The 24,094-nt window shown below is 70.6% G+C and carries 15 protein-coding genes and 3 pseudogenes; 9 read left to right on the plus strand and 9 right to left on the minus strand.

The features are described from left to right. The first annotated feature begins 269 nt into the window (after positions 1 to 269). Both A5714_RS10160 and A5714_RS10165 read left to right on the plus strand, forming a co-directional pair. The gene (locus A5714_RS10160; RefSeq protein WP_068284955.1) at positions 270 to 590 is read left to right on the plus strand and encodes a DUF732 domain-containing protein; all 321 of its coding nucleotides are present in this window, start codon (positions 270 to 272) and stop codon (positions 588 to 590) included. 72 nt (positions 591 to 662) lie between these two features. Next, positions 663 to 1,757, plus strand: coding sequence for a sensor domain-containing diguanylate cyclase (locus tag A5714_RS10165; protein WP_068204621.1), 1,095 nt, complete (start codon positions 663 to 665; stop codon positions 1,755 to 1,757). A gap of 15 nt (positions 1,758 to 1,772) precedes the next feature. Here A5714_RS10165 and A5714_RS10170 read toward each other — a convergent pair whose 3' ends face one another. From A5714_RS10170 to A5714_RS10180, 3 genes are all read right to left on the minus strand, one after another. Further along, positions 1,773 to 3,602 (minus strand): phosphoenolpyruvate carboxykinase (GTP), encoded by a 1,830-nt coding sequence (locus tag A5714_RS10170; RefSeq protein ID WP_068070118.1) that lies wholly within the window; start codon positions 3,600 to 3,602, stop codon positions 1,773 to 1,775. Positions 3,603 to 3,758: 156 nt separating this feature from the next. After that, entirely contained in the window at positions 3,759 to 5,318 is a 1,560-nt protein-coding gene (locus A5714_RS10175; RefSeq protein WP_068284978.1) for a hypothetical protein, read from the minus strand. Next, positions 5,315 to 6,451 (minus strand): hypothetical protein, encoded by a 1,137-nt coding sequence (locus A5714_RS10180; protein WP_068284957.1) that lies wholly within the window; start codon positions 6,449 to 6,451, stop codon positions 5,315 to 5,317. The genes A5714_RS10175 and A5714_RS10180 overlap by 4 nt, the downstream gene beginning before the upstream one ends. 206 nt (positions 6,452 to 6,657) lie before the next feature. Here A5714_RS10180 and trmB point away from each other — a divergent pair, with 206 nt between their 5' ends. The 3 genes from trmB (at position 6,658) to A5714_RS10195 (ending at position 11,024) form a co-directional block, all read left to right on the plus strand. Then, positions 6,658 to 7,443 carry a tRNA (guanosine(46)-N7)-methyltransferase TrmB gene (trmB, locus tag A5714_RS10185; RefSeq protein WP_197513632.1) on the plus strand — a complete coding sequence of 262 codons (786 nt, stop codon included), beginning with the start codon at positions 6,658 to 6,660 and terminating at the stop codon, positions 7,441 to 7,443. 34 nt (positions 7,444 to 7,477) lie between these two features. Beyond that, positions 7,478 to 8,200: an NYN domain-containing protein gene (locus tag A5714_RS10190; protein WP_068070115.1), complete on the plus strand. Its 723-nt coding sequence runs from the start codon at positions 7,478 to 7,480 to the stop codon at positions 8,198 to 8,200. Positions 8,201 to 8,261: 61 nt separating this feature from the next. Continuing rightward, positions 8,262 to 11,024, plus strand: coding sequence for an MMPL family transporter (locus A5714_RS10195; RefSeq protein WP_231975861.1), 2,763 nt, complete (start codon positions 8,262 to 8,264; stop codon positions 11,022 to 11,024). Here the strand turns inward: A5714_RS10195 and A5714_RS27080 are convergent. Then, a pseudogene (locus A5714_RS27080) lies at positions 11,024 to 11,902 on the minus strand (hemophore); the annotation flags it as partial. The gene A5714_RS10195 and the pseudogene A5714_RS27080 sit on opposite strands and share 1 nt — an antisense overlap. Before the next feature lie 331 nt (positions 11,903 to 12,233). On the opposite strand from A5714_RS27080, the gene A5714_RS10205 reads away from it, so the two are divergent. Both A5714_RS10205 and A5714_RS10210 read left to right on the plus strand, forming a co-directional pair. Next, on the plus strand, positions 12,234 to 15,239 hold the full coding sequence (locus tag A5714_RS10205; protein WP_068284967.1) for an efflux RND transporter permease subunit: 3,006 nt from the start codon (positions 12,234 to 12,236) through the stop codon (positions 15,237 to 15,239). Beyond that, positions 15,236 to 15,778 carry a hypothetical protein gene (locus A5714_RS10210; protein ID WP_068073833.1) on the plus strand — a complete coding sequence of 181 codons (543 nt, stop codon included), beginning with the start codon at positions 15,236 to 15,238 and terminating at the stop codon, positions 15,776 to 15,778. The genes A5714_RS10205 and A5714_RS10210 overlap by 4 nt, the downstream gene beginning before the upstream one ends. 4 nt (positions 15,779 to 15,782) lie before the next feature. On the opposite strand, the gene A5714_RS10215 is transcribed toward A5714_RS10210, so the two are convergent. Both A5714_RS10215 and A5714_RS10220 read right to left on the minus strand, forming a co-directional pair. Next, positions 15,783 to 16,466 (minus strand): hypothetical protein, encoded by a 684-nt coding sequence (locus A5714_RS10215; protein ID WP_068284969.1) that lies wholly within the window; start codon positions 16,464 to 16,466, stop codon positions 15,783 to 15,785. Further along, complete coding sequence (locus tag A5714_RS10220; protein ID WP_068284972.1) at positions 16,463 to 17,158, minus strand: hypothetical protein; 696 nt, start codon at positions 17,156 to 17,158, stop codon at positions 16,463 to 16,465. Before A5714_RS10220 ends, A5714_RS10215 begins: the two co-directional genes overlap by 4 nt. A 41-nt stretch (positions 17,159 to 17,199) precedes the next feature. On the opposite strand from A5714_RS10220, the gene A5714_RS10225 reads away from it, so the two are divergent. Next, positions 17,200 to 19,185, plus strand: a complete 1,986-nt coding sequence (locus tag A5714_RS10225; RefSeq protein WP_068284974.1) for a M13 family metallopeptidase — start codon at positions 17,200 to 17,202, stop codon at positions 19,183 to 19,185. On the opposite strand, the gene A5714_RS10230 is transcribed toward A5714_RS10225, so the two are convergent. From A5714_RS10230 to A5714_RS10240, 3 genes and pseudogenes are all read right to left on the minus strand, one after another. Beyond that, positions 19,169 to 21,406: a molybdopterin-dependent oxidoreductase gene (locus tag A5714_RS10230; RefSeq protein ID WP_068284976.1), complete on the minus strand. Its 2,238-nt coding sequence runs from the start codon at positions 21,404 to 21,406 to the stop codon at positions 19,169 to 19,171. The two genes, A5714_RS10225 and A5714_RS10230, sit on opposite strands and share 17 nt — an antisense overlap. A 25-nt stretch (positions 21,407 to 21,431) precedes the next feature. Next, positions 21,432 to 21,983, minus strand: coding sequence for a TetR/AcrR family transcriptional regulator (locus A5714_RS10235; protein WP_068069758.1), 552 nt, complete (start codon positions 21,981 to 21,983; stop codon positions 21,432 to 21,434). Positions 21,984 to 22,077: 94 nt separating this feature from the next. Next, positions 22,078 to 22,836: pseudogene (locus tag A5714_RS10240) on the minus strand (L,D-transpeptidase family protein); the annotation flags it as partial. Here A5714_RS10240 and A5714_RS10245 point away from each other — a divergent pair. Continuing rightward, positions 22,810 to 23,721, plus strand: a pseudogene (locus A5714_RS10245) (MFS transporter); the annotation flags it as partial. The pseudogenes A5714_RS10240 and A5714_RS10245 sit on opposite strands and share 27 nt — an antisense overlap. Positions 23,722 to 24,094 lie beyond the last annotated feature (373 nt).

The following is a 24,094-nucleotide window of genomic DNA, read 5'->3' on the forward strand; positions in this document are numbered from 1 at the left end:
GCCGCTGGTCCGCCGTGGCAGCCGGCCAACAGACAACCCACCGCGAGGGCCCCGGACAACGCGCGCCGCCGATCGAGGTTCACCATCGCCACCATTCGAGCACCTCCGCCACCGCCACCGCCATCGGCGCTGCCGCGGACGCGCTGGGGGCCGGCCGCCCGCAAGCAGGCGTGGTTTGCCAGCCACCGGCTCGCAGCGCGCCGAGAAGGACCGATATCCGTAACGCGGTTCGGTGGGCAATTGCTGCCGCCGCGCTTTAAGCTCGCGCCATGAAAACGTGGCTGGTCGCGTCCGCGGCGCTGTCAATCTCGATCGGCGCCGCGCCGGCCGCCCGCGCCGACGGCACCTCCGACTATCTGTCCGGCCTGGACGCCGCCCACATCGCCTACAGCAACCCCGCGACGGCGCTCGACATCGGCAACTCCATCTGCCAGCAACTGCATCACAACGCCGCCCCGGACGTGGCCGCCCAGGCCGCGCTGCGCGCCGGGTATGAGCCCGGCCAGGCCGGCAAAATCCTGTTCTTCGCCAGCCACGCGCTGTGCCCGGACACGGCGGCGGCGGTCGACAGATGGGGCGATTCGCCGTGACGGTCGGCCGCCGCGACGCGTCGATCGTGTAACGTGATTGTGCGTTTGCTGTGCCGCCGTAGGGAGGTGTGAATGACCGCCGAGCCCCTGGATGCGCCCGCGGCCTGCTGCACCTCCGACCGCGAGTTCGGGGCCTACGACTACGTCGGCGGCATGGAACGGCTCCTGGAGGCGGTGCAGGAACTGTCGCTGGCGCGCAGCCTCGCCGAGGTGCAGCTCATCGTCCGGTCGTCGGCGCGGGAACTGACCGGCTGCGACGGCGCCACCTTCGTGCTGCGCGACGACAACACGTGCTACTACGCCGACGAGGACGCGATCGCGCCCCTGTGGAAGGGCAGCCGCTTCCCGATCGAGGTGTGCGTCAGCGGCTGGGCGATGCTCAACCGCGAGGCCGCGATCATCCCGGACGTCTACCACGACCCGCGGATCCCCCGGGGTATCTACCAGCCGACCTTCGTCAAGAGCCTGGTCATGGTCCCGATCCGCAAACAGAACCCGATCGGGGCCATCGGCAACTACTGGGCACACCAGCACTCGCCGTCGGACCAGGAGGTCCGGCTGCTGCAGGCGCTGGCCGACTCGACGTCGATCGCCATGGAGAACGTCCAGGTGTACTCCGAGTTGGAGCAGCGGGTGCGCGACCGCACCGCCGCGCTGGAATCGGCGAACGAGGAGATCCGCCGGCTGTCGATCACCGACGAGATGACCGGGCTCAACAACCGCCGCGGGTTCTACCTGAGGGCCGAGCAGAAGCTGCATGGCACGCACCACCTGGGGCGCAGCTGCGTCCTGGCCTTTCTCGACGTCGACGGGCTGAAACGGGTGAACGACGAACTGGGCCACGACGTCGGCGACTGCCTGATCAAGGACGTGGCGCAGACCCTGCGCGACATGAAGGAAGAATCCGACATCCTCGCCCGCATGGGCGGCGACGAGTTCTGCGTCATGGTCAGCGAAAGCGAGAACGACACGGCGTCCCTCAAGGAGCGGCTCGACGAGGCGTTTCGGCGGTTCAACGAGACCAGCGACCGCCCGTACCGCCTGTCGGCGAGCGTCGGGCTGGTGCGGGCGCCGGCCACCGAGAGCCCGACGGTGGACGAGCTGCTCGCGCGGGCCGACGAGTTGATGTACGTCGACAAGAAGGCCAACGCGAGATCGCGCCTTTGAGTAACCGGGCCGGGCTTAGCCGGCTTCGCCGAGCCGCTGTTTGAGGGCCTCGAACTCGTCCTTGACGCCGGTCGGCAGCTTCTCGCCGACGAACTCGAACCACTCCTCGATCTGCGGCAATTCCTCGCGCCACTCGGCGGGGTTGACCGCCAGCGCCTTGGTGACGTCGTCTTTGCTGACGTCGAGGCCGTCGAGGTACAGGTCGTCGGCCGTCGGCACGACGCCGATCGGGGTGTCCTGCCCGCCGGCCTGGTGCTCGATGCGGTCCACGATCCACTTCAGCACCCGGCTGTTCTCGCCGAAGCCCGGCCACAGGAAGCCGCCGTCTGCGTCGCGACGGAACCAGTTGACGAAGAACACCTTCGGCAGCTTGGACTCGTCGGACTGCTTGCCCAGGTCGATCCAGTGCTGGAAGTAGTCGCCGACGTTGTAGCCCAGGAACGGCAGCATGGCCATCGGGTCGCGGCGGACGGTGCCGACCTTGCCCTCGGCGGCGGCGGTCTGCTCGCTGCCCATGGTGGCGCCCATGAACACCCCGTGCTGCCAGTCGCGGGCCTCGGTCACCAGCGGCACGGTGGTCTTGCGGCGAGCGCCGAACAGGATGCCCGAGATCGGCACGCCCTGCGGGTCGTCCCACTCCGGCGCCAGGATGGGGCACTGCGACATCGGGGTGCAGTACCGCGAGTTCGGGTGCGCGGCAGGCGTTTCGGTCTTGCCGGCGTACCAGTCGTTGCCCTTCCAGTCGACCAGGTGCTGCGGGTCGCCCTCCAGGCCCTCCCACCACACGTCGTTCTCGTCGGTCAGCGCGACGTTGGTGAAGACGGTGTTGCCGCCCTCGATGGTGCGCATGGCGTTGGGGTTGGACTTCCAGTTGGTGCCGGGCGCCACGCCGAAGAAGCCGAACTCCGGGTTCACCGCGTACAGGCGGCCGTCCTTGCCGAACCGCAGCCACGCGATGTCGTCGCCGAGCGTCTCGGCGCGCCAGCCGGGGATGGTGGGCTGCAGCATGGCGAGGTTGGTCTTGCCGCACGCGGACGGGAACGCCGCGGCGAAGTAGTAGGCCTTGTTCTCCGGGGAGATCAGCTTGAGGATCAGCATGTGCTCGGCGAGCCAGCCCTCGTCGTGGGCCATGGCCGAGGCGATCCGCAGCGAGTAGCACTTCTTGCCCAGCAGCGCGTTGCCGCCGTAGCCCGACCCGTAGCTCCAGATCTCGCGGGTCTCCGGGAAGTGGGTGATGTACTTGGTGTCGTTGCACGGCCAGGGCACGTCCTGCTGGCCCTCGTCGAGGGGAGCGCCCACCGAGTGCAGCGCCTTGACGAAGAAGCCGTCGTCGCCGATCTTCTCCAGCGCGGCCTTGCCCATCCGCGTCATCACCTTCATGGAGGCCACGACGTACTCGGAGTCGGTGATCTCGACGCCCAGCTTGGGGTCGTCGGCGCCCAGCGGGCCCATGCAGAACGGCACCACCCACATGGTGCGGCCCCGCATGCAGCCTCGGTACAGGTCGGTCATCGTCGAGCGCATCTCGGCCGGGTCCATCCAGTTGTTGGTGGGGCCGGCGTCGATCTCGCGCTCGGAACAGATGAACGTCCGCGACTCCACCCGCGCGACGTCGGACGGGTCGGACAGCGCCAGGTAGGAGTTCGGGTGCTTCTTCTCGTTCAGCCGCTTGAAGGTGCCGGCGGCGACCAGCTGCTCGGCCAGCCGGTTGAACTCCTCGTCGGAGCCGTCAGCGAAGACCACCCGGTCGGGCTGCGTGAGCTCCGCGACCTCCTGCACCCAGGACAGCAGCCCGGGATGGTTGGTAGGGGCGTTGTCCAGACCGGGAATGGTCGCTGAAGTCATCGAACTCTCCTGGTGTTTCGTTTCGGGCTTCATTGCTCGTTATGCCATCACCCACACAACTGCTTGCATGGTGGCGTTAACTACAGGTTATCGTGGCGCGCTTGTCGAGTGAGTCTCGGGCAGGTATAAGCCTTCTCACTACAACGATTCAGAAACTCAGTCCGGTTCCTCATCGTCGCTCCTCACAGCGGGTTTCTCGGGCTCGACGCTCCCCGCCCCGTCGGTAGGGTTTTCCTGGGCAGGTATACCCGGTTCGCCTAGCTCTGCACGCACCGCGTTCCAGGCGCTCAGCACCGCGGGCATGTCCCGGTCGCGCGCGGCGGCGGCGCGGGCGGCGGCCGCGGCGTGCGCACGCAATTCGGTGTCGATGATCCCCACCGCGCCGCTCACCTGCTGGTTCTCGGCCTCGTCGCGGGCCAGCAGCGCCTTGCTCAGCAGCGACTCGGCCACCAGGACCCGGGTGGCGACGAGCTCCTCGGCGACGGACTGCAGCGCGGCGGTCGCGTCGCCGGCCCAGCGATCGAGCAGGGCGCGGTCGCGCAGCAGGCCGCGGATGTGGATGACCACGAAGGTCAGCGCCAGCCCGATCGCCACGCACGCCGCCGCACCGGCGACGGTCAGGGCGGGGCTCAACCGGGACGCCAGGCCGGTGAGCAGCCGGCTCAGCGTCAGGGCGACGCCCAGGCCGAAACCGACGCCCAACACCGCCGTCAGCCAGGTCTCCTGGCGGCGCGAGGTCAGCGGCACGGCGGGGACGTCGACGGTCGGCAGCTCCCGGGGCGCCGGCAGGTCTATCGCCACGTCCAGCGCGTGGGCCACGTCGGCGAGCTGGCTCTCGGCCCCGTCGCTGACCTCGCCGACCACCTCGTCCAGGCGTTCCCGCGCGCGGTCGGCGAACTCCGGCATCGCGCGCCGGGACAGCGCGGCCGCGTCCTCCTGCAGTTCGGTGCGCACCGAGGTGCACCGATTGCGCGCGAAGTACGACAGCTGCACCCGCGCCTGCTGGATCTGGCCCCGCAGCGTGATGGTGCGCTCGGCCTTCGCCTCGCGCCGCTGCTGCAGCGCGCCGGCGCGCTCCTCGCGCAGCGCCTCCACCCGGGCCCGCCGGCCGGCGCCTTCGACGTCGCGGTCGAACCGGTGCGCGACGGTCCGCAGCCGGGAATCCCACTCGCGCAGCCGGTTGCGCCGCGCCAGGTCCGGGTCGGCGAGCAGCCCAGAGACCGCGCCGACGAGGTCGTCGACCGCAGGGTCGCCGAGGTCGGGCCGGGCCGCCGCGCCGACCCAGCGCACCCGGCCGTACCGCGGCGCGTGCGCGGCCAGCGCGTCCCGGTTGGCGGCGAGCACGTCCCGCCAGCCCCGGTGCACGTCGATCTTGGACACCACGCCCACCACGGCGTCGGTGTGCTCGGCCGCGGCGTCCAGCAGCGCGCAGTCGGAGTCGGTCAGCGGCGTCGCCGCCGAGACGACGAACACGACCGCCAGCGGCGCGTCGCCGGATCCCAGATCCGTCGATTCGACGAACTTGTGCTGCGACAACCGTTCACGCAGGGCCGCGGCCACCCCGCTCACCCCGGCCAGCCACGGGCCGGTCACCAGCGCCACGTCGCGGCGGTGCGTGGCGGGCATCGCCAGCCCGGGCGCGGCACCGGCGACCAGCGCGTCGACCGCCGAGACCGCCGAGACCGGCCCGCCCGGATCGTCGTGGTCGTCGCTCATGCCCACTGCCCCGGCAGGGACCCGCACGCCTGCGACCACAGCCGCAGCGACCCCCTGGCGATGTCGGCGCCGCAGGCGCGGTGCAGGTCGCTGCTGCTGGCGCGGCTGTAGCGCTGCCAGCGCACCGCCCGCGGCAGGTGCGCGGTCGGGTCGCGGTGCCCCGCGCCGTTCATGTCGGGGGACCCGGGGCCCTCGGGATCGAGGCCGGCCGCCTCGGCGAGGTCGACGGCGGCGGCCATGCGCGCCACCACGGTGTCGTCGCGCGACAGGAAGCCGGTGATGCGCTCCCCGAGGGCCGCGTCGCCGACGGCCAGCGCCTCCAGCTCCGCCACCGCGGTCAGCACCCGCTGATAGCGGGCCTCGGCGCCCGCGCCGGCGATCCGCCCCAGGACGGCGTCCACGCCGCTGGTCCGGCGGAACAGCTTCCGAGCCTGCGCCGCCGTCCGTCCCTGCCGGGCGGCGGCGATCCCCAGGGCGATGCCGAACAGGTCCAGGGCGCGCAGCAGGCGCTCGCGCGCGTCGGCCGGCAGCGGGCTGTCCGCCGGGTACTCGGCGCCCAGGAAACCCGCGAAGGACCCGTCGAGGCCCACCCCGCCGGGATGGGCGGCCAGCGTGCGCAGCGCCGCCCACAGCGAACCCGCGCTGCCGCCAGTGCCGTCGCGGTCCAGCTCGGTCAGCGCGGCGACCGCCAGCACCCCGATCATCGGGTCGACGGCGACGCCGGCGCGGGCGGACAGCTCCGCGCAGCGGGCGCGGGCGGCCACCAGCGGCTCGTCCCCGCCACGCCCGGACAGGGCCGTCAGGTCCGCCTTGTTGAGCACGGCGACCACCGGGCGATCGGCGGCGGCGATCGCCGCGGCGTCCTCGGGCTTGACCACCTCGGCCAGCACGTAGACCACCACGTCGGCGGCGACTGCGGCGTCTGCTTCGGCGGTGCCCCGGACCCGGGCGGTGATCCCCGCCCCGTCCAGCGCGCGGGCCACCGTGGCGCGGCCGACGCCCGGGCGGCCGTCGACCACCAGGCGCAACGGCGCTGCGGCGCGCTCGGCGATCGACGTCACGCGCGGGTCGGCGCAGCCGGCGGCGAATCGCGCCAGTTCGTCGACGAAAATCTGGTGTCCTTGTCCCCTCATGCCCCGCCCGTTCGATTCGATCGGCCCGGCCGCCCGGCGGGCCGTCCCACCGGAATTCCCGACCGCCGGGCTCCCCCCGCTCGTCTCGTGGTTCCACCGCATGGTGGCACCTGCGCTGTCACGATGCGAGCCACCGTTTGACAACTACCAGCTCAAAGCAACTGTTGGGTATCAATCCGGACCAGGGGCGGCTACATCCGGCATTCATGGGCCACCATGGACAAATGCAAGCGCAACGCGGGGTGTCGGTGTCACCCGGCACGCCGGTGGGCACACCGGAGCGCCACGAGCAGCGCCTGCTCCCCGCGTCGACGTTCCGCTCGCGGCGCTCGGCCCTCTCCGACGGTCAGCGCCAGACGTGGGAGCGCCGCTGGCCGCAGCTGGGTCTTTCGCTGGGACCCTCGCCCGACGGCGACGACGGCCCGCGCGAGCCGACCCTCGATCCGCAGGCGTGGTTCGGCCGCCAGGCGCCGCTGGTCCTCGAAATCGGTTGCGGCAGCGGGACTTCAACGCTCGCGATGGCCAAGCAGGAGCCCGACGTCGACGTCATTGCGGTGGAGATCTACCGGCGTGGGCTGGCGCAGCTGCTGGTCGCGATCGACCGCGACCAGGTCGACAACATCCGGCTGATCCGCGGCAACGCCGTGGAGGTGCTGCAGCGGTTGATCGCGCCGGGCACGCTGGCCGGGGTCCGTGTGTTCTTCCCCGACCCGTGGCCCAAGGCGCGCCATCACAAGCGGCGCTTCCTGCAGCCGGGCACGGTTGGCATGATCGCCGACCGGCTACTCCCGGGTGGTGTGCTGCACGTCGCGACGGATCACGCGGGGTACGCCGAGCACATCGCCGAGGTCGGCGACGCCGAACCCCGGTTGCGGAGGGCCGATCCGGGTGGTCGGCTGGGGATCTCGACGGTTCGCCCGACAACCAAGTACGAGACGAAAGCTCAGGAAGCGGGCAGCCTCGTCACCGAGTTCATCTGGCTTCGGAACTGACCGGGCGAGATCAGGCAACGAATAGGCGATGCATATGAGCCTGACGGAACAGGCCGCGGCGGGAGCCGAGCCGCTGGAAGACCCCGAGGTGCTCTCCGGTGCGCCGCAGGGCGACCTCGGCACGTTCACCCCGCCGGGCGGGCGCGTGCTGTTGGTGTGGGACGCCCCCAACCTGGACATGGGCCTGGGCTCGATCCTCGGGCGGCGGCCGACGGCCCTGGAGCGGCCGCGGTTCGACGCCCTGGGGCGCTGGCTGCTGGGCCGCACGGCCGAGGTGAGCGCGGGCCGGCCGGGCGTCGTCGTGGAACCGGAGGCGACCGTCTTCACCAACATCGCCCCGGGTAGCGCCGACGTGGTGCGGCCCTGGGTGGACGCCCTGCGCAACGTCGGGTTCGCCGTCTTCGCCAAGCCCAAGATCGACGAGGACAGCGACGTGGACCGCGACATGCTCGCCCACATCGAGCGGCGCCGCGCCGAAGGGCTCGCGGCGCTGGTGGTGGCCTCGGCCGACGGTCAGGCGTTCCGCTTGCCGCTGGAGGAGATAGCTCGCAGCGGGGTCAGCGTCCAGGTGATCGGATTTCGCGAACACGCGAGTTGGGCGCTAGCGTCGGATACCTTGGACTTTGTCGACCTGGAGGACATCGCGGGTGTTTTCCGGGAGCCGTTGCCGCGAATCGGCCTAGATTCGCTGCCTGACCAGGGGGCGTGGCTTCAGCCGTTCCGGCCGCTGTCCGCGCTGTTGACCGCGCGTGTGTGACACTGGCTGGAAAAACCGAAGGACATTGCGCGGGTCGTCAACGATCCAGTAAGGAGCTTGCGTGTTCGCCTGGTGGGGTCGAACCGTGTACCGATTCCGGTACATCGTAATCGGGGTCACTGTAGCTCTGTGCCTCCTCGGCGGCGTCTTCGGGATCAGCCTCGGCAAGCACGTCACGCAGAGCGGTTTCTACGACGAGGGCAGTCAGTCGGTGAAGGCCTCGGTGCTGGGTGACCAGACCTACGGCCGCGACCGCACCAGCCACGTGGTGGCGACGTTCACCGCGCCCAACGGCAAGACGGTCGACGACCCGGCGTGGCGCGACAAGATCGTCGGTGAGCTCAACAAGTTCAAGACCGATCACCCCGACCAGGTCGTCGGCTGGGCCGGCTGGCTGGCCGCCCCGGACAGCACCAGCCCGATCATCAAGGGCATGGCCAGCGAGGACCGCAAGCACACCTTCGTGTCGATCCCGCTCAAGGGCGACGACGACGACACCATCCTCAACAACTACAAGACGATCGCGCCGGACCTGCAGAAGCTGGACGGCGGCACCGTGCAACTGGCCGGCCTCGAGCCGATCGCCAACGCGCTGACCGGCACCATCGCCACCGACCAGCGCCGCATGGAGGTGCTGGCGCTGCCGCTGGTGACGGTGGTGCTGTTCCTGGTGTTCGGCGGCGCCGTCGCCGCCGGCCTGCCGGCCATCGTCGGCGGTTTGAGCATCGCCGGCGCGCTGGGCATCCTGCGCCTGGTCGCGGTGTTCGGGCCGGTGCACTTCTTCGCCCAGCCGGTGGTCTCGCTGATCGGCCTGGGCATCGCCATCGACTACGGCCTGTTCGTGGTGAGCCGGTTCCGGGAGGAGATCGCGGAGGGCTACGACACCGAAGCCGCGGTGCGGCGCACCGTGATGACGGCCGGCCGCACCGTGACGTTCTCGGCGGTGCTGATCATCGCGTCCAGCGCCAGCCTGCTGGTGCTGCCGCAGGGCTTCGTGCACTCGCTGACGTACGCGATCTTCGCCGCGGTGGGGCTGGCGGCGCTGCTGTCGATCACCTTCCTGCCGGCGTGCCTGGCCATCCTGGGCCGCCACGTCGACGCGCTCGGGGTCCGGACCGCGTTCCGGGTGCCGTTCCTGCGCCACTGGAAGGTCTCGCGCGCCTACCTGAACTGGCTGGCCGACCGGTTGCAGAAGACCAAGACCCGGGAAGAGGTCGAGGCCGGCTTCTGGGGCAAGCTGGTGAACTGGGTGATGAAGCGGCCGCTGGCCTTCGCGATCCCCATCGCGGTCGGCATGATCCTGCTGGTCATCCCGCTGGGCAACCTGTCCTTCGGCGGCATGAGCGAGAAGTACCTGCCGCCGGACAACCCGGTCCGCCAGGCGCAGCAGCACTTCGACAAGCTGTTCCCCGGCTACCGCACCGAGCAGTTGACCGTGGTGATCGAGAGCACCAACGGCAGCAAGGTCACCGACCAACAGGTCGCCGACATCCGCAACCGGATCAGCTCGATCTCCGGCTTCACCGACAAGACGTGGGAGGAGCGGCCCTGCCCGACGATCGCGGGTAACCCGTGCGTGAGCGGGCCCAACGGGACGCATCCCAAGGACGACTCGATACGGGTGATCCAGAACGGCCTGGTCAGCAAGAGCGACGCGGCGAAGAAGATCAACGAGCTGCGGGCCATCTCGCCGCCCAAGGGACTCACGCTGCTGGTCGGCGGCACGCCGGCGCTGGAGCAGGACAGCATTCACAGCCTGGCGGCGAAGGGTCCGCTGATGTTGGTGCTGTTGCTCAGCGCCACGCTGTTGCTGATGTTCCTGGCGTTCGGATCGGTGGTGTTGCCGGTCAAGGCGGTGCTGATGAGCGCGCTGACCCTGGGGTCGACGCTGGGCATCCTGACCTGGATCTTCGTCGACGGGCACCTGTCGAAGTGGCTGAACTTCACGCCGACGTCGCTGATGGTGGTCCTCATCGCGCTGGTGGTGGCGGTCGGCTTCGGGCTGGCCACCGACTACGAGGTGTTCCTGGTCTCCCGCATGGTCGAGGCCAGGGAGCGGGGCATGTCGACGGCGGAGGCCATCCGCATCGGCACGGCGACCACCGGGCGGTTGATCACCGCGGCGGCGCTGGTGCTGGCGGTGGTCGCCGGTTCGTTCGTGTTCTCCGACCTGGTGTTGATGAAGTACCTGGCGTTCGGCCTGATGGCGGCGCTGCTGCTGGACGCCACCGTGGTCCGGATGTTCCTGGTGCCGTCGGTGATGAAGCTGCTGGGCGACGACTGCTGGTGGGCGCCGCGCTGGGCGCGCCGCCTGCAGAACCGGATCGGCCTGGGCGAGATCGACTTGCCCGACGAACGCAAGCGCCCCACCCTCAACGGCCGCCCGGCGCGGCCGCCGGTGGCGGCCAGCCTGGTGGCCGCGGCGCCGCGCCACCCGCACGACCCGACGCATCCCGCCCCGCCGGAACCGGGCCGGCGGGCGCCTCCCCGCTGGGCGGCGAGACGGGTCCGGCCGCGATCCCGCCGGCCGCGCCGCAGCCCAGCCCGCCGGCGGCCGCCAACCCGCTGCCCGGCCCGCCGCGCGGCAACACCGCGGGATAGCTATTCCCGCGCGCCGGGCGCCCGGTCGGGCGGTAGCGGCCCCTGCAGGGCGGTGTCGGTCGGATCGGTGGCACCGGGGAGGCCGCGGCCCAGCCCGGGGATCGGGCCGGTCGGGGCGTCGTCCGCCGGGTCGTCGGGATCGGCCAACGGCTCGGTGCGGAACACGAAGAAGAACACGACCCAGCCGATCGCGGCCAGCAGCAGCCAGCTGATCAGCCGGTAGATCAGCATCGCCGAGATGGCGTTGGGCAGCGACATGCCGCTGGACACCAGGCCCGGCACCAGCACCGCCTCCACGACCAGCAGGCCGCCGGGCATCAGCGGGATGGTCCCGACCGCGCGGGCGGCGGCGTAGGCGACCGTGAGCCCCGCGACCGACGCGTGGTCCCCGGCGGCATAGGCCGCGAAGCCCAGGCACGCCACGTCGGCGATCCAGTTGAGCAGCGACCAGCTGAACGCCACCGACAGGTCCCGCCGGCCGAGGCTGACCGATTCCAGCTGCATCAGCGTCTCGCGCCACCGGTGCAGCCCCGCGTCCGCGGGGCGGCCGCGCACCGAGTTGACCCACGACAGAACCCGGCAGCCGATCCCGTCGATCAGCTCGGGCCGCGACGCCACCGCCTGCGCGAGCAGCAGCAGCGCGACGAAGCCGCCCAGCGGGGAGGCGCCCGCCGGGTTGCCGGGCAGCGCGGGCAGGCCGCCGGCGGCGCCTTGGGCCTGCTGCATCATGCCCAGCGCCTGCGACGGCGAGATCGGCAGCTTGCACTGCAGCGAAAGGTTGCTCAGCGGCTGCGCGATCGAGGTCATGTCCCCGGCGACCTTCGGGTTGGCCTCGAAGTAGGACTTGAGGCCGCCCAGCGACTGGGGGCCGGCCTGCTGCTGCAGCATCGACGTCATCGTCTGGTTGGTCTCCGGATGCGAGTCCAGATAGTCGCCCATCGACTTCGACACGGACCCGACGGTGCGGGCGATCTCGCTGGCCGCGCAGGGGTCGTGGGCGCCGGTGGCGGAGCCACCGGCCAGCAGCGCGACCGCGGCGCCCGGCGCCGTCAGGGCGAGCAGCCCGGTGAGAATCCTGCGGCGTGCGTGCGCTGTCGTCATTGATGACTCCTCGTGAGTGTGCGATCGGCCCGCAGGCGGGCGGCGCCACGCGAACTAACGCCGCGAAACGGCTCGCCCCGCGCGGAAAACCCCGTCGCCGCAGGCCATCCGACATCCTGCCATCACCGGCGGCGAGCACGCCAAGTCGCGGGCGCGCATGTGACCCAGATCCCGCCCGTCACCGGTTCACAACAACTTCGCAGCGGGTTGGCAACAACACCGTCGTTGCAGCTCAGGAAGTTGCGAAGCCCCTTTGCGGCACAGCGCGCTGGGGTATCCTCGCCAGCACGCGCGTTAAGCGAAAAACGGGGAGCCTGAAATCCAGCAGTTAATGATGCGCCTCAGCCGCAGCCTGCGTAGATACCGTTGGTTGGTCTTCACGGGCTGGTTGCTGGCATTGGTGCCGGCGGTGTATTTGGCGCTGACGCAGTCCGGAAACCTCACCGGCGGGGGTTTCGAAGTGGCCGGATCGCAATCCCTGGCGGTCCACGACCAGCTCGACAACCTCTATCACGACCAGGGGTCGTCGTCGCTGGCGTTGGTGGCCGCGCCCCGCCCGGACGCCAGCTATCAGGACATGAACGACGCGGTGGCGCTGCTGCGCGGGATCGTCGCCGAGTACCCCGGCGTCAGCGAGGCGCCCAACCCCACCCAGCGACCGCCGCAGCCCGACCGCCCGTTCGTGATCTCGCTGCAGCTCGACTCCCACAACTCGGGCACCAGCGACCTCGCCAAACAGCTCCGCAAGAAGGTCGGCATCAAGGGCGACCAGGCCGGCCAGACCGCCGACGGGCGGGTCCGCCTCTACGTCATCGGTCAGGGCGCCCTGTCCGCCGCCGCGGCCGCCAACACCAAGCACGACATCGCCGCCGCCGAGCGCTGGAACCTGCCGGTCATCCTGATCGTCTTGCTGGCGGTGTTCGGCTCCCTGGCCGCCGCCGCGATCCCGCTCGCCCTGGGCGTTTGCACCGTCGTGGTGACCATGGGGCTGGTCTACCTGCTGTCGGCGTACACCACCATGTCGGTGTTCGTCACCTCCACGGTGTCGATGTTCGGCATCGCCCTGGCCGTCGACTATTCGCTGTTCATCCTGATGCGGTTCCGCGAGGAGCTGCGCACCGGCCGCCAGCCCCAGCAGGCCGTCGACGCCGCCATGTCCACGTCCGGGCTGGCGGTCGTGCTGTCCGGGCTGACCGTCATCGCCTCGCTGACCGGGATCTACGTGATCAACACCCCGGCGCTGAAGTCCATGGCCACCGGCGCGATCCTCGCCGTCGCGGTGGCGATGCTGACCTCGACCACGCTGACGCCCGCGGCGCTGGCGACGTTCGGGCGGGCCGCCGCCAAGCGCTCGCCGCTGCTGCACTGGTCGCGTCGACCGGAAAGCACGCAGTCGCGGTTCTGGAACCGCTGGATCGGCTGGGTGATGCGCCGCCCGTGGATCTCGGCGCTGGGCGCGTCGCTGGTGCTGCTGGCCATGGCGGCGCCGGCCTCGTCGATGGTGTTGGGCAACAGCCTGCTGCGCCAATTCGACTCGGCCCACGAGATCCGCGCCGGCGTCGGGGCGGCCGCGCAGGCGTTGGGGCCCGGCGCGCTCGGCCCGATCCGGGTGCTGATCACCTTCCCGGACGGCGGCGCGGCGTCGCCCGAGCACGCACAGACCATCGGCGCGATCCGGCAGAAGATCTCGCAATCGCCCAACATCGTGACGGTGTCGCCGCCGCAGTTCGCCGAGGACAACGGCAGCGCCCTGCTGTCCGCGGTGCTGTCGGTGGATCCCGAGGACATGCGGGCCCGCGAGACCGTCGGCTGGCTGCGCCACGAGCTGCCCGCGATTCCCGACGCCGGCACCGCGCGGGTGGACATCGGCGGACCGACCGCGTTGATCAAGGACTTCGACGACCGGGTCTCGGCCACCGAGCCGCTGGTGCTGGCGTTCGTCGCGCTGATCGCGTTCGTGATGCTGCTGCTGTCGGTGCACTCGGTGTTCCTGGCGTTCAAGGGCGTCCTGATGACGCTGCTGTCGGTGGCGGCCGCCTACGGAAGCCTGGTGATGGTGTTCCAATGGGGCTGGCTTAAGGAACTCGGCTTCGTCCAGATCAGCTCGATCGACAGCACCGTGCCGCCGCTGGTCCTGGCGATGACGTTCGGGCTGTCGATGGACTACGAGATCTTCCTGCTGACCCGGATCCGGGAACGGTTCCTGCACTCCGGTAACACCCGCGACGCCGTCGCCTACGGCGTCAGCACCAGCGCCCGCACCATCACCAGCGCCGCGCTGATCATGATCGCGGTCTTCATCGGGTTCGCGTTCGCCGGCATGCCGCTGGTCGCCGAGATCGGCGTCGCGTGCGCCGTCGCCATCGCGGTCGACGCCACCGTGGTGCGCCTGGTCATGGTGCCGGCGTTGATGGCGATGTTCGCCCAGTGGAACTGGTGGCTGCCCCCGTGGCTGGCCCGCATCCTGCCGTCGGTCGACTTCGACAAGCCGCTGCCGGACGTCGACCTGGGCGACGTCGTGGTCATTCCCGACGACATCTCGGCGCTGGTGGCGCCGAGCGCCGACCTGCGGATGGTGCTCAAGTCCGCCGCGAAGCTCAAGCACCTGGCGCCGGACGCAATCTGCGTGACCGACCCGCTCGCGTTCACCGGCTGCGGCCGCCAGGAGCAGAGCCGCGGCCTGGGGCCGGGGCAGATCCCGCACCAGGTCAGCCTGGACGAGGAGAAGTCGCTGGTGGGCGCCGACGCGAAGGCCGGCGGTCGGCCGCACGGTGCCTCCGGCGCCCGGAAGCGCGCGGGCCTGTCGTCGCGCAACGGCATCGCCAAGGCGATCAGCGGGACGGACCGGCCGGTGCACCCGGTGACCCTGTGGCGGGGCCGCCTATCGGTCGCCATCGACGCGCTGGAGAGCGACCCCGGCCGCGGCGACGCCGATCATCCCCGATACGAGCGCAGCAGCCCGGTGGAAACCACCCACGTGCAGCTGCCCACCGGCGACCGGCTGCAGGTCCCGACCGGCGCGGAGGCGCTGCGCCTCAAGGGCTACCTGATCATGTCCCGTAACACCCGACGCGACTACGCCGAATTCGCCGACATGGTGGAGTCAGTAGAACCGGAGACCGCCGCCGTGGTACTGGCCGGAATGGACAGGTATTACTGTTGTCAATCACCGAGGCGGCAATGGATTGCCTCCCAGTTGGTTCGTCGACTGGCAGACCCCAACCCGTGTGACCTCGACGAGACCGCGGGATCGGACGCCGACGCTCACTCCGACTGGGAAGAGATCAGGCAGCGTTGCCTATCAGTAGCCGTAGCGATGCTGGAGGAGGCGAGGTGACGTTGGCATCGGACCGACGCCCTGCACCGCCGGCCCACCGGCCGGCCGTGGAAGAGCGCACGCGGGACAGCGAATACCCGGGCACCGGGCAGGGCCCCGCGACCGAATCCGACCAGCCGGTCGAATTCTGGTCGACGGCCGCCATCCGGGCGGCGCTGCAGGGCGGCGAGATCGGCACCTGGAAGCGCATCGCCGCCGCGCTGAAGCGGGACCCGTACGGCCGGACCGCCCGCCAGGTCGAGGAGGTGCTGGAAGGCACCCGGCCCTCCGGGATCGCCAAGGCGCTGTGGGAGGTGCTGGAGCGCGCCCGCACCCACCTGGAGGCCAACGAGCGCGGCGAGGTGGCCCGCCATGTGCGGCTGCTCATCGACCGGTCGGGCCTGGGGCTGCAGGAATTCGCGTCCCGCATCGGGGTGGCCCCCGAAGAGCTCGCGGCCTACCTCGACGCCAGCACCAGCCCGTCGGCGGCGCTGATGATCCGGATGCGGCGGCTCTCCGACCGTTTCGTCAAGGTGAAGACCAGCCGCGACGCCAACTGAGGCGTCACCGCACCGGCAACACGTCGGCCACCAGCCAGGCGCCGTCACGCTTGGTCAGCGTCACCCGAAGCGCCGGCGCCGCCTGACTGGGCGGCTGGCCCGGCGCGTTCTGCGTCACCCGCAAGACCACCGCCACGCTGGCCGCCGACGGTCCCAGCGCCTCGACGCCGGCCGCCACGGTGGCGGCCTGGGCGGTGACCCGGTGCTGGGCCAGGTCGGCGCTGGACCGGTCGTACTGCTCCTTGAACGACGCCGCGTGCTCGGGGACGATCAGCGCCGTGGCCCGGTCGATGGTGCTGGTCGGTGCGGTGGGGCTGAACGACGCCATCGCCTCGGCCATGCCGGTCGCGACCTGCACCACCCGTTTCGAGTCGTCGGAGAACTCCCGGTCCGAGCGCGTCCAGTGCGTGTAGCCGGTCAGCACCGCCGCGCAGAGCGCCGCCGTGCACAGGAAGACGACGGCCAGGCGCAGCCCGGGCGCGTCGTCGTCGGTGCCGACGCTGACCGCATCGCGGCGCAGCAGCCAGAGGTTGATGGCGATGCCCTCGGCCACCAGCAGGATCAGGATCGACGCCCCGGAAACCCACCACACCGGCCAACCCAGCACCACACCGATCGCCAGCAGCGCGGCGACCGCGGCCAGCGGCGCCAGGATGTCGAAGGCGAAGAGCCGCCAGACGTTTCTCATCGGATCGACCCCAGCCCGGAGATCAGCAGCTTGCCGTCCACGTCGGAGACGTCGAGCCGCAGGTTCCAGTGCACGGTCTGCGGCTTGGCGCCGACGTTCTCGCTGACCGAGGTGGCGATCAGCAGCACCGAATCCGTTCGGCTGGCGAACGGCGGCAGCTTGGTGGGGATCGTCTCCGAGCCCGGCGGATGTGCGGCGCCGGGCTGGGGGTCCAGGTCGTGGCGCACCGATTCGATCGCCACCGCGTCGATCCGGCCGGCGCTTTTCGACTGCAGCTTCTCCACCACCTGCCGGTAGGGCTGCACGGCGGCGTCGAAGTCGGCGTTGAGCTCCCCGACCGTGCCGTCGTGCAGCCGCTGCAAGCTGGCGTCGACGTTGCCGCTGTTCATGTTGATCAGCACGCCCGCCCAGTCGGCCGCGGACTGCATCACCCGGCTCAGGTAGCCCCGCTCGTCCGCCGCGTCGCGGTGTGCCGACCAGATCAAGCCGGCCAGCACGACCGCGGCCACCGACAGCACCCCGAGGAACGCCGACGCGAGGCCGTAGTTCGAGATCAGTTCGCCGGCCGCGTCGTCGTCGTGGTCGTCGTCGTGGTCGGCATCGGGGTCGGCTTTGCCGTCGGCTTTCCGGTCGGTTTTCGGGTCGGCTGCTGCTTCGGGGCTGGATGGCTCGGTGCGCTCGCCGTCGGACATGGCCCGATCGTCGCACCCGGCAAAGATGGAAGGATGGCGGGGTGACGAATACGGCCCTCCGCTCGGGGATCGACCTGAGCTACGTCGACGCAGCCATCCGCCCCCAGGACGACCTGTTCGGTCACGTCAACGGACGGTGGCTGGCCGAGTACGAGATCCCGCCGGACCGGGCCACCGACGGCGCCTTCCGCGACCTCTACGACCGCGCCGAGGAGCAGGTCCGCGACCTGATCGTCGAGGCCAGCGAGCAGGGCGCGGCCGCGGGCACCGACGAACAGCGCATCGGCGACCTGTACGCCAGCTTCCTCGACGAAGAGACCGTCCGGCGGCGCGGGGTGCGGCCGCTGCTCGAGGAGATGGCCGTGATCGACGACGCCGCCGACGCCGACGCGCTGGCCGCCGCGCTGGGCGCCCTGCAGCGCACCGGCGCGGGCGGTGGCGTCGGGGTCTACGTGGACACCGACGCCAAGAACTCGAGCCGCTACCTGGTGCACTTCACCCAGTCCGGCCTCGGGCTGCCCGACGAGTCCTATTACCGCGAGGAGCGGCACGCCGCCGTGCTGGAGGCCTACCCGGGCCACATCGCGCGGATGTTCGCCCTGGTGTTCGGCGGGGAGCCGGCCGATCACCTGCAGACCGCCGAGCGGATCGTCGGCCTGGAGACCCGGCTGGCCGAGGCCCACTGGGACGTGGTCAAGCGCCGCGACGCCGATTTGAGCTACAACCTGCGCACCTTCGCCGAATTGCAGGAGGAGTCCGTCGGCTTCGACTGGCCCGGCTGGGCGGCCGCGTTCGGCACCAGCTCGGAGGCGCTCGCGGAAATCGTGGTGCGGCAGCCGGATTACGTGCGCACCTTCGCCGAGCTGTGGCGCAACGAGGATGTGCAGGTGTGGAAGAGCTGGGCGCGGTGGCGGTTGCTGCGCGCCCGTGCCGCCTGGCTGACCGACGAGATCGTCGCGGCGGACTTCGAGTTCTACGGCCGCCTGCTGACCGGCGCCGAGCAGATCCGCGACCGGTGGAAGCGGGCGGTGTCGCTGGTGGAGAGCCTGATGGGCGACGCCGTCGGAAAGCTCTACGTGCAGCGGCATTTCCCGCCGGACGCCAAGGCCCGGATCGACACGCTGGTGGACAATCTGCAAGCCGCGTACCGGCAGAGCATCGGCGAGCTGGACTGGATGACGCCCGAGACCCGGGAACGCGCCCTGACCAAGCTGGGCAAGTTCACCGCCAAGGTCGGCTACCCGAACAAGTGGCGGGACTACTCGACGCTGGTGATCGACCGGGGCGACCTGTACGGCAACTTCCAGCGCGGCTACGCCCTCGAGCACGACCGCGACCTGGCCAAGCTGGGCGGCCCGGTGGACCGCGACGAGTGGTTCATGACGCCACAGACGGTCAACGCCTACTACAACCCCGGGATGAATGAAATCGTCTTTCCCGCAGCCATTCTGCAGCCGCCCTTCTTCGACGCCGAGGCCGACGACGCCGCCAACTACGGCGGGATCGGCGCGGTGATCGGGCACGAGATCGGCCACGGGTTCGACGACCAGGGCGCCAAATACGACGGCGACGGCAACCTGATCGACTGGTGGACCGACAGCGATCGACGCGAATTCGGCGCCCGCACCGACGCGTTGATCGCCCAGTACGAGGGCTACACGCCCCGCGGCCTCGACGCCAAGCACCACGTCAACGGCGCCTTTACCGTCGGGGAGAACATCGGTGACCTGGGCGGGCTGTCGATCGCCCTGCTGGCCTACCAGTTGTCGCTCAACGGTGAACAGGCCCCGGTCATCGACGGCCTGACCGGCGAGCAGCGGGTGTTCTACGGCTGGGCCCAGGTGTGGCGCACCAAATCCCGTGAGGCCGAGGCGATCCGGCGGCTGGCGGTGGACCCGCACTCGCCGCCGGAGTTCCGCTGCAACGGCGTGCTGCGCAACATCGACGCCTTCTACGACGCCTTCGGGGTCGCCAGCGACGACGCCCTGTTCCTGGACCCGCAGCAGCGGGTCAAGATCTGGAGCTGAGCGCCGGCTCGATCCGGGCGGGCACATGCTTGTGCCACGGCGTGCCCGCGTACGGGTCGCGCCAGCCGGTGGAGGTGAGCGCGTTGGGGGCGACGCCGGGAACGACGGTGCGGCCGTCGTCGTCGACGTAGTCCAGGCCGAAACCGTTGGGCAGCGCCGCATGGCCGGCCAGCATCGTGTCGGTGATCTCCACCGTCGCCTCGGCGCTGCCGGTGGCCGTGCAGACGCGGGCGCGCGCACCGTCGGCCAGGCCCAGGGCCCGCGCGTCGGCCACGCTGACCCGCAGCGCCCCCTGGGCGTCCCGCTTGCGCCAGGAGGGGTCGCGGAAGATGTCGTTGGCGGTATAGGCGCGCCGCTCGCCCACCGACAGCACGATCGGGAACTCCTCGGTGGTCAGCCGGGGTGGGGTGCGGGTCAGCGACCGCAATTCCTCGAGCATCTGCGGGATGTGCAGGGCGATCTTGTGGTCGGGGTGACTGATCAGCGCGAAGTCGTCCGAGTAGTTGTGCACCGTGAACGTCACCCCGGACGGGTTGTCGAGGATCGCGTCGAACAGCGCGTTGCCGTCGGCGTGGCCCGCGCGCCGCACCGCCTCGGGATAGGTGAGGGCGGTCTTTTGCGCCAGCCCCCACAGCGCTGCCGCGCCGCGCAGGCCCTCGGGGAGCGTCGGGCCGAGCGTCTCGTACAACACGTACGGCAGCAGCTTGGCCACCGTGGGATTGCCGGCCGCGGCGCCGAGGAACGCCTCGGTGTAGGCCTGGCGCCCGCGCGCGGCGGCCTCGCGCAGCGGGCGCAGGTCGTCGTCGGTCACCAGGTCGAGCGCGCGCACCAACCGCGCCCAGATCTCCGGCTCGGCCAGCGTCCCGGGCAGCGGCGGCAGCACGGGCCGGCGCAGCTGAAAGGTGTTGCGGGGGAACTCCAAATTGAAGAAGGTGGCCTCGGGCTTCTCGAACTGGGACGCGGCGGGCAGCACGTAATGGGCGAGGCGGGCGGTCTCGGTCATCGCGACGTCGATGACCACCATCAGCTCCAGCGCCCGGAAGGCCTCCCGACACGCGGCTGAATCGGCCAGCGAGTGCGCGGGATTGCTGCTCTCCACGATCATGGCGCGGAACCGATCGGGGTGGTCGGTCAGGATCTCCTCCGGCACGACATTGCTGGGCACCAGCCCACCGATGACGGGCGCGCCCGTGACGGGAGTGCGGCCGGAAAACTGCCCGAACAGCGGGGCCAACGACGAATGTAGATGCTGCGCACCGGGTTTCGCGAAGTTGCCGGTGAAGATCCACAGTAGCTTGTTCAAATACGAGCACAGCGTGCTGTTGGGCGCCTGCTGCACCCCGAGGTCCTCGAACACCGCGACGCTCGCGGCGGCGGCGATGCGCCGCGCCGCCGCCCGCAGCAGCTCCTCGTCGACCCCGCAGCGGTGCGCGTAGTCGCCGACCGGCACGTCGTGCAGCGCCGCCCGCACGGGTTCGGCGTCACGCACGTGCTCCGCCAAAAAGGTTTCGTCGCAGAGGGTTTCCTGCACCAGCACGGCCGCCAACGCCGCCAGGCACCACGCATCGGTGCCGGGGTGCACCCGCAGGTGAAAGTCGGACATCTTGGCGGTGTCGGTGACCACGGGGTCGATGACGATCATCGACCGCGCCGGGTCCTTGGCGATCTCGTTGAGCACCACCCGCGCCCGCGGGAAGCTCTGCGACATCCACGGGTTCTTCCCGACGAACACCGCGACCTCGGCGTGCTCGAATTCCCCGCGGGTGTGACCACCGTAGAGCTGGCCGTCGATCCAGGCCTCGCCGGTCTTCTCCTGCGCCAACGCGTTTGACCGGTATTTCGAGCCCAACGCCTTGAGGAAGGCGCCGCTGTAGGCGCCGCCGAGATGATTGCCCTGGCCACCACCGCCGTAGTAGAAGATCTTGTCGCCGCCGTAGGCGTCGCGGATGTGCTGGAAGCCCTCGGCGATCTCCACGATGGCGGTGTCCCAGTCGATCGACTCGTAGCTGCCGTCGGTCCGGCGGCGCAGCGGGGACGTCAGCCGCGCGCGGCTGTTCTGGTAGTGGTCCAGGCGCAGCGCCTTGTTACACGTGTAGCCCTGCGAGGCCGGGTGGGCCTTGTCGCCGCGGATGCGGGCCAGTCGCCCGTCGGCGACGTCGACCACGATGCCGCAGTTGCATTCGCACAGGATGCAGGCGGTGGGCTGCCAGGCACTGCTCATCGTGGTGTCCTTTCGACTGCGCCCGTCAGGTTTGGGCGGCGGCCAACAGGTCGCGCAGTTGGCGGTGCGCGACGTCGAGGGGGGTCAGGTCGTGGCGGACCCGGGCCAGCACGATCGCGCCCTCCAGCGCGCTGGTGGTCAGCAGCGCCAGGTCCGCGGCCCGCCGCCGCGGGACGCCGTCGGCGATCAGGCGTTGCGCGATCAGGTCCGACCAGCGGTCGAACACCGCGGCCGCGCGCTCGATCACCGTGCCCTCGTCCGCTTCCACCGAGACCGCCACCACCGGGCAGCCGGCCCGAAACCCGGTCTTGAGCAGTTGCCGCCGGTACTTCTCGACCAGCGTGTCCAGCAGCTGGGCGCCGCTCTCGGCGCCGGCGATGATGCCCGCGATGTGCTCACCGGCGTAATCGACGGCCTCGCAGAGCAATTGGGTCCGTCCGCCCGGGAAGTAGTGGTACGCCGACCCGCGCGGCGCGCCGCTGTGTTCGAGCACGTCGGAAATCGCGGTGGCGTGGGCACCGCGCTCCCTGATCAGCAGGGCGGCGGACGCCACCATGCGCTCGCGTGGACCGGGCATCGGCACTCCTTCATGGCCACAGGCCTATATATGAGGCTATACATAACCCCCGGGCCGACGAAAGCCCCCTTTTTCAGGGGGCTCGCCGGAGCGGTCAGTTGAGCCAGTCGCTCGAGCCGTCGTTCTTCTTGTAATTGCCGCCGCTGGAATTCTTCACGACGATGGGATCGCCCGGCCCGAAGTTGTCGAAGAACCACTTCGCATTGGAGGGGCTGATGTTAATGCAGCCGTGGCTGACGTCGCGCTTGCCCTGATCGTCGACCGACCACGGCGCGCTGTGCACGTAGTCGCCGACGTTGTCGAAGCGGACCGCGTCCTCCACGGTCACCTTGTACCCATAGGTCGAGTTGACCGGCACCCCGTAGGTCGAGGAGTCCATCACCACCGACGCCTTCTTGTCCTGCACGTAGTAGGTGCCGTTGGGGGTCTGGTGGTTCCCGGCCGTCATGCCCATCGACATCGGGAAGGTCTTCTCCACGGTGCCGTTGCGGGTGATGGTGAGCTGGTGCGTGGCGTCATCGGCCGTCGCGATCAGCGTGTCCCCGGTCTGAAAATTGGTGACGGTGCCGCCGGCATCGACGGTGACCGCGGTGTGCGCGGGCCAGAAGCTCAGCGGGCGCCAGCGCAGCTGGGTCGGGGTCATCCAGTAGAACTTGCCCGGCACCGGCGGCACCGACGAGACGTGCACGGCGCCGATCGCCGCGTCGGCGTTCTCGACCGTTCCGGGGAAGTTGATGATGATCGGCTGGCCCACGCCCACCGTCGAGCCGGTCTTCGGGACGAATGAGGGCGGCCCGAAGGGCGGCGTGCCGGTGAACGGGGTGGGGTTCTGGCCGTCGGCCGGGTGCTGTGCGCGATCACGCACGGCCTGCTGTGGTCGGTGATCGCCCCGATCGCGACCCGGCTGGTGCCGGCCAGCCACGCCGGGCGCGCCACGATGTCGATCTACGTCGGCACCAGCTTGGCGCTGGTCGTCGGGAGCCCGCTGACCGCGGCGCTGAGCCTCATGTGGGGCTGGCGGCTGGCGGTCGTGTGCGTCACCGTGGCGGCCGCGCTGGTCACGGTGGCGGCCCGGCTGCTGCTGCCCGAGATGGTGCTCACCGCCGACCAGCTGCAATACGTCGGCCCGCGGTCGCGGCATCACCGCAACCGCCGGTTGATCACCGTGAGCGTGCTGGCCATGATCGCGGTCACGGGCCACTTCGTCTCCTACACGTTCATCGTCGAGATCATCCGCAACGTCGTCGGGGTGCGCGGCGCGAACCTGGCGTGGGTGCTGGCCGCCTACGGGCTGGCCGGGCTGCTGTCGGTGCCGCTGGTCGCGCGGCCCCTGGATCGCCGCCCGAAGAGCGCCGTCATTCTGTGCATGGCGGGGCTGACGGCCGCATTCGTGACGTTGACCGCCCTGGTGTTCGGCGACCCGTCCGCCGCGATGACCGCGTTGATCGGGACCGCCGCGATCGTGCTGTGGGGAGCGATGGCGACCGCCGTGTCGCCGATGATGCAGTCCGCGGCGATGCGGGCCGGCGCCGACGACCCCGACGGCGCGTCCGGGCTGTACGTCACCGCCTTCCAGGTCGGCATCATGGCCGGCTCCCTGGCCGGAGGGCTGCTCTACGAGCGCAGCGTGGTGCTGATGCTGGGCGCCTCGGCGGCACTGATGGGCGTGGCGCTCACCGGCATCGCGGCCAACCGGCGGACGCTCGACGTTGCTCCGACACACTCACGCGATTCATAGCGACGCAGCTCCGGCGGTGAATCGGGCCTGCGCAGCGCCCGCGGGCGGCCGCCGGAATCGGTAGCTGGGGCGCGCCCTATGCCACACTGTGTCAGGACACGCGGAGTGGAGGAATGCATATGTCGGGCTGGATGAGGGCCGGGACCGGGAAGGGTCTTGGTGCGGCTCTGTACGCCACCGGAACGGCCGCCGTCCTGGCTTCGGCGCTGATGCTGGGCGCGGCGCAAGTCCCCGGAGCCGTCGCCCGACGACGTGGACGCGCCCGCGGCGGCCGCTGCGGCGGCGGCGGCCAAGAAGCGGGCGCGGCTGCGCCGGCATCGCCCCGGCACGGTCCAGGACCGCGCCTACCGCTACGAGTTCATGGACCTCGATG

Source organism: Mycobacterium sp. E2462, from assembly GCF_001672685.1.
In the GTDB taxonomy this organism is placed as follows: domain Bacteria; phylum Actinomycetota; class Actinomycetes; order Mycobacteriales; family Mycobacteriaceae; genus Mycobacterium.

Coding starts and splice junctions, on each gene's coding strand:
- A5714_RS10235 (WP_068069758.1), bottom strand. CDS start 21,983: ATGCCCGGTCCACGCGAGCGCATGGTGGCGTCCGCCGCCCTGCTGATC.
- trmB (WP_197513632.1), top strand. CDS start 6,658: ATGGGCCACCATGGACAAATGCAAGCGCAACGCGGGGTGTCGGTGTCA.
- A5714_RS10180 (WP_068284957.1), bottom strand. CDS start 6,451: ATGAGGGGACAAGGACACCAGATTTTCGTCGACGAACTGGCGCGATTC.
- A5714_RS10170 (WP_068070118.1), bottom strand. CDS start 3,602: ATGACTTCAGCGACCATTCCCGGTCTGGACAACGCCCCTACCAACCAT.
- A5714_RS10220 (WP_068284972.1), bottom strand. CDS start 17,158: ATGTCCGACGGCGAGCGCACCGAGCCATCCAGCCCCGAAGCAGCAGCC.
- A5714_RS10215 (WP_068284969.1), bottom strand. CDS start 16,466: ATGAGAAACGTCTGGCGGCTCTTCGCCTTCGACATCCTGGCGCCGCTG.
- A5714_RS10230 (WP_068284976.1), bottom strand. CDS start 21,406: ATGAGCAGTGCCTGGCAGCCCACCGCCTGCATCCTGTGCGAATGCAAC.
- A5714_RS10190 (WP_068070115.1), top strand. CDS start 7,478: ATGAGCCTGACGGAACAGGCCGCGGCGGGAGCCGAGCCGCTGGAAGAC.
- A5714_RS10205 (WP_068284967.1), top strand. CDS start 12,234: ATGATGCGCCTCAGCCGCAGCCTGCGTAGATACCGTTGGTTGGTCTTC.
- A5714_RS10165 (WP_068204621.1), top strand. CDS start 663: ATGACCGCCGAGCCCCTGGATGCGCCCGCGGCCTGCTGCACCTCCGAC.
- A5714_RS10175 (WP_068284978.1), bottom strand. CDS start 5,318: ATGAGCGACGACCACGACGATCCGGGCGGGCCGGTCTCGGCGGTCTCG.
- A5714_RS10160 (WP_068284955.1), top strand. CDS start 270: ATGAAAACGTGGCTGGTCGCGTCCGCGGCGCTGTCAATCTCGATCGGC.